This is a genomic window from Desertihabitans aurantiacus (assembly GCF_003344635.1).
Taxonomy (GTDB): Bacteria; Actinomycetota; Actinomycetes; order Propionibacteriales; family Propionibacteriaceae; genus Desertihabitans; species Desertihabitans aurantiacus.
In genome coordinates this window covers 1-4,971 of record NZ_QPKK01000273.1, presented here as the reverse complement: position 1 = coordinate 4,971, position 4,971 = coordinate 1, and the positions used below count along the sequence as shown (strand labels likewise).

The 4,971-nt window shown below is 73.7% G+C and carries 5 protein-coding genes; all 5 read left to right on the top strand.

The genetic code is table 11. From position 1 onward, the window contains the following. A partial coding sequence (gene hemG, locus DVA66_RS17025; RefSeq protein WP_269801637.1) for a protoporphyrinogen oxidase occupies positions 1 to 1,492 on the top strand: 1,492 nt, incomplete at its 5' end. Between the two features lie 230 nt (positions 1,493 to 1,722). Next, complete coding sequence (gene hemQ / locus DVA66_RS17020) at positions 1,723 to 2,406, top strand: hydrogen peroxide-dependent heme synthase (protein ID WP_332872882.1); 684 nt, start codon at positions 1,723 to 1,725, stop codon at positions 2,404 to 2,406. Between the two features lie 114 nt (positions 2,407 to 2,520). Continuing rightward, positions 2,521 to 2,973: a peptide-methionine (R)-S-oxide reductase MsrB gene (msrB, locus tag DVA66_RS17015; protein ID WP_114125025.1), complete on the top strand. Its 453-nt coding sequence runs from the start codon at positions 2,521 to 2,523 to the stop codon at positions 2,971 to 2,973. A gap of 45 nt (positions 2,974 to 3,018) precedes the next feature. Next, positions 3,019 to 3,885 (top strand): ABC transporter permease, encoded by an 867-nt coding sequence (locus DVA66_RS17010; RefSeq protein ID WP_232822032.1) that lies wholly within the window; start codon positions 3,019 to 3,021, stop codon positions 3,883 to 3,885. 49 nt (positions 3,886 to 3,934) lie between these two features. Beyond that, positions 3,935 to 4,971: hypothetical protein (locus DVA66_RS17005; protein WP_114561132.1), on the top strand; the 1,037-nt coding region annotated here is incomplete at its 3' end.

The window sequence follows — 4,971 nt, the reverse complement described above, 5'->3', positions numbered from 1 at the left end:
CGGGTGCGCAGCGGGTGGTCGCCGGAACCGCCCCGGTGCGGTGAGCGCGACGCCGGACGTCCCGGCCGGGACGGTGGCCGGGCTGCGGGCCGCGGTGGTGGGCGGCGGGGTGTCCGGTCTGGCGGCGGCCTCCGCCCTGCTGCGCGCGGGCGCCGACGTCGTCGTGCTGGAGCAGGCCGACCGGTGCGGGGGGAAGGTGCTCGGCGGCGAGCTGGACGGCCTGGATCTCGACCTCGGGGCGGAGTCCATGCTGCTGCGCGGACGTCCCCGGGTGGCGGAGCTGCTCAGCCGGCTGGGGCTCGACGACCGGCTGACCACCCCGACCGCCGAGCGCTCGGCCCTGCTCGCCGACGGGCGCACGGTGCCGGTGCCGCCGTCGCTGCTCGGGGTGCCGAGCGACCTGGAGCCGCTGCGCGGGCTGCTCAGCGAGGAGGGCTGGCGGCGGGCAGCCGAGGAGCCGGACCGCCCGTTCGAGGTCCCCGCCGGCGACGTCGCGATCGGGACACTGGTGGCCGACCGGTTCGGCGCCGAGGTCGCCGACCGGCTGCTCGAACCGTTGCTCGGCGGGGTCTACGCCGGCCACTCCCGCGAGCTGTCGGCCGCCGCGGTGAACCCGCGGCTGTGGTCCGCCCTGCGCACCGGCACGTCGCTGCTCCGCACGGCCGCCGCGATGGTGCCGCCACCGGGCACCAGCACCGGCTCGCCCTTCACCGGGCTGGTCGGCGGGGTGCACCAGGTGGTGCGGGCCCTGGTCGAGGAGCTGGGGGAGCGGGTCCGCACCGGGGTGACGGTGCGCGGGCTGGAGCCGCAGCAGCACGGCTGGCGGCTGGAGCTCGCCTCCCGCCGGCACGAGGACGGCGCGGTGCGCGCCGACGAGCGGGCAGACGCGTCCGAGCAGCTCGAGGTGGACGCGGTCGTGCTCGCCGTCCCGGCCCCGGCTGCCGCCCGGCTGCTGACCGGCACCGCCGCGGCCGCGCCGCTGGAGATGATCCGCTACGCCTCCCCGGCCGTGCTGGCCCTGCACGTCTCCGGCGTGCGCCCGAGCGGCTCCGGCCTGCTGGTGCCGCCGGGCGGGCTGCCGACCATCAAGGCCATCACCCACAGCGACCGCAAGTGGGCCTGGGTGGCCCAGCGCGTGCAGGAGCAGTGGGGCGAGGGCCACCACCTGGTGCGGGTCAGCCTCGGCCGCGCCGGTGAGGAGGCGGTGCTGCAGCGTCCGGACGCCGAGCTGGCCGCCGCCACCGTGGCCGAGCTGCGCGAGCTGCCCCGCTGGGACGGCGTCACGGTCCACGGCTGGCGGCTGCAGCGCTGGGGCGGGGGACTGCCGCAGTACGCGGTCGGCCACCTCAACCGGGTCGAGCAGGTCGAGCAGGCGGTGGCCGGGCTGCCCGGCCTGGAGGTGTGCGGGGCCGCCTACCGGGGGGTCGGCGTCGGGCCCTGCCTGGAGTCCGGGCTGGAAGCCGCCGACCGCGTGCTGGCCATAGCCAGCTGAGGGGGTCGTCCTTCGACAGGCTCAGGACGCTGGGGCCTGGCTCGGCGGTCACCGGCCTGACCTCGGGACGCTGGGGCCTGGATCGGCGGTCACCGGCCTGACCACGACGCCCCGAGACTGTCGAAGGGCGATCACCTGCCCGGCGGCGACGGTTTCGTCGGAGGTGACCCGCGGTGGCACAGTGGGCGACGCGCCCGCACCCGGCGGGTCGGGAGAAGGAGGACGCTCCGGTGTCGGTGCCGATCGAGCAGGCCGAGCAGATCAACGCCACCATCCGCTACGTCATGTACTCGGTGTTCCGCCGCGAGGCCGGCGCCACCGGGGACGCGCAGGCGGCCCTGGAGGCGGTGGCCGCCGCGACCGAGGGCGGCGACCTGACGATCCGCGGCTGGTACGACCTGGCCGGGCTGCGTGCCGACGCCGACCTGATGGTGTGGTGGCACGCGCCGTCGTCGGACACCCTGCAGGACGCCTACCTGGCCTTCCGCGGTAGCGAGCTCGGCCGCGCGCTCACCCCGGTCTGGTCGCAGATGGGCCTGCACCGGCCGGCGGAGTTCAACCGTGGGCACGTGCCGGCCTTCCTCTCCGGGCACCCGGCGGGGGAGTACCTGTCGGTCTACCCCTTCGTCCGCTCCTACGAGTGGTACCTGCTGCCGGAGGAGGAGCGCCGGGCGATGTTGCGCGAGCACGGCGAGCTGGCCCGTCCCTACCCCGACGTGCTGGCCAACACCGTCTCCTCCTTCGCCCTCGGCGACTACGAGTGGCTGCTGGCCTTCGAGGCCGGCGAGCTGCACCGCATCGTCGACCTGATGCGGGCGCTGCGCGCGGCCGGTGCGCGGCGCCACACCCGCGAGGAGGTGCCGTTCTACACCGGACGGCGCCGCGAGCTGGCCGAGGTCGTCGCCTCCTGGTGACGGCTGGGACGGGCGGGTACCGTCCCCGACACGCCCGGACGGCGGCGGGGAATCTGTGACGGTGCCCACCGCGTTGTACCGAGGCTGCACGATCACCAGACCAGGAGGACGACCATGACCCAGAGCTCCGACCAGCAGACCACCGACGTCGCGGCCGGCGTCGGCAAGGTGGTCCGGTCCGAGGCCGAGTGGCGCGCCATGCTGAGCCCGCAGGAGTACCACGTCCTGCGCGAGGCCGGCACCGAGCGCCCGTTCACCGGCGAGTACACCGACACCACGACCGAGGGCGTGTACCGCTGCCGGGCCTGCGACGCCGAGCTGTTCCGCTCCACGACGAAGTTCGACTCCCACTGCGGGTGGCCGTCCTTCTTCTCCCCGCTGGCCGAGGACCGCGTCCGCTACATCGACGACACCTCCCTCGGGATGACCCGCACCGAGGTCCGCTGCGCCACCTGCGACTCCCACCTGGGGCACGTCTTCTCCGGTGAGGGCTACGCGACGCCGACCGACCTGCGCTACTGCATCAACTCCGTGGCGCTGTCGCTGCAGCCGGTCGAGGGGGCCTGATCGTCTAGACTCCCACTCCGGGTCACCGGGGCCCAGGACCGAATGATGGGGATTGCACGGGAGATGACGGTGGCCCAGGACGAGCTGCAGCCGGACCTGCACCGCGTGGGCGCACGGCCCCCGCTGTGGTCCTACCTGCGCGAGGCCTGGCACCGCCGCGACTTCGCCTACGCGATGGCGCGCTATAAGGTGCAGGCCAGCAACGAGCGCAACCGCCTGGGGATGCTCTGGATCGTCCTGCAGCCGATGCTGAACGCCGCCATCTACGGCACCATCTTCGGCATCCTGCAGGGCGACAACGCACCGGAGGACTTCGTCCCCTTCGTCGTCATCGGGGTCTTCCTCTTCAGCTTCTTCACCGGATGCATGACCAGCGGGGCGAAGTCGATCACCGGCAACGCCTCGCTGGTGCAGTCGTTGTCCTTCCCCCGCGTCACCCTGCCGATCTCCATCGTGCTGCAGCAGCTGCTCAACCTCGTGCCGACGCTCGGCGTCATGGTCGTGCTGCTGCTGGTTCTCGGGCACTTCCCGCGGGTGGAGTGGTTGCTGATGCTCCCGCTGCTCGTGCTCTACGTCCTCTTCTGCACCGGCGTCGCGTTGATCGGGGCCCGGCTGACGGTGCACGTCCGCGACCTCACCCAGTTCCTGCCCTACATCAGCCGGATCTTCTTCTACACCTCCGGCGTGCTCTTCGATCCCGAGCGCATCCTGTCGAGCCTGCCGTGGCTCCGCGCCATCTACGACTACCACCCCATCCACGAGGTGCTCAGCCTGGCGCGGAGCTTCCTCATGGGCTACGAGGGCGCCCAGCCGATCTACTGGGCCTACTTCGCCGCCTGGTCGGTCGGGATGCTGGTGGTGGGGCTGCTGTTCTTCTGGGCGGCCGAGGAGCGGTACGGCCGTGGCGACTGAGCGACGATCCGGTCGGCGGTGGGGAGATCCGCGCCGAGGTCGTCGCTCGGTGGCGGCGGCCGTCAGCGCCGCGCTGCTGGGCGTCCTCGGGCTGTCCTGGACGGCCGTCCCGGCGGTGGCCGAGGAGGTCGAGTTCACCCTCGACGACCCCGACGTCGAACGCTCCGCCGGACTGGCCAGCGACCCCGCCAACGACCGTTACTGGACGGTCAACGACTCGTCGGAGGAGGCCGAGGCCTTCGCGGTCGCCGAGGACGGCGAGGTCGAGGGCCGGGTGGTGTTCGGCGCCGAGGTCTCCGACCTGGAGGCCGCCGCGTACACCGACGCCGGGCTGTACCTGGCCGACATCGGCGACGACGAGCAGGAGCGCGACTTCGTCACCGTCTACCGGCTCGCCAGCCCCGAGGTCGGCGGCAACAGCTTCTACAACGCCTGGGACCTGCAGTACGAGGACGGGGAGTCCCACGACGCCGAGGCGATCGTCGTCACCGAGGACGAGGAGCTGCTCGTCATCACCAAGGAGGAGGACGGCGGCATCTGGGCCCCCACCGCCGAGCTCACCGGCCAGGCGATGAACACCCTCGAGCGGGTCGGCGACGCACCCTCCTTCGTCACGGACGCCACCGCGCTGCCCGACGGCACCCTCGCGCTGCGCGACTACGGCGCCGTCACCGTGGTCGACCCCGACGACGACTACGCCGAGGTGGCCAGCGCCGTCCTGCCCGAGCAGGAGCAGGGCGAGACGATCACCACCAGCCTGGACGGTGAGGACCTGCTGGTCGGCTCCACCGGCGCCGGGGCGGACGTGCTCCGCGTACCGGTCCCGACCGAGCTGGACCCGGCCGTCCCGGCCGGCGGGCCCACCCCTGTCCCGCCCACTCCCACGCCGAGCGGCGGGGGCACCCCCACCGACGAGACCACCCAGGCCCCGCCCACCGAGGGTGACGCCGGCGCCGCCGGTGGGCTGCCCGCCGTGGGCGACGTGCTGCGCATCGGCGTGCCGGTGCTGCTGGTGCTGGCGGCCGCGGGCGTCGGCGTCGTCCTGCTCCGCCGGCGGTCACGGCCGCAGCCGCGGCGGGTCTCCGG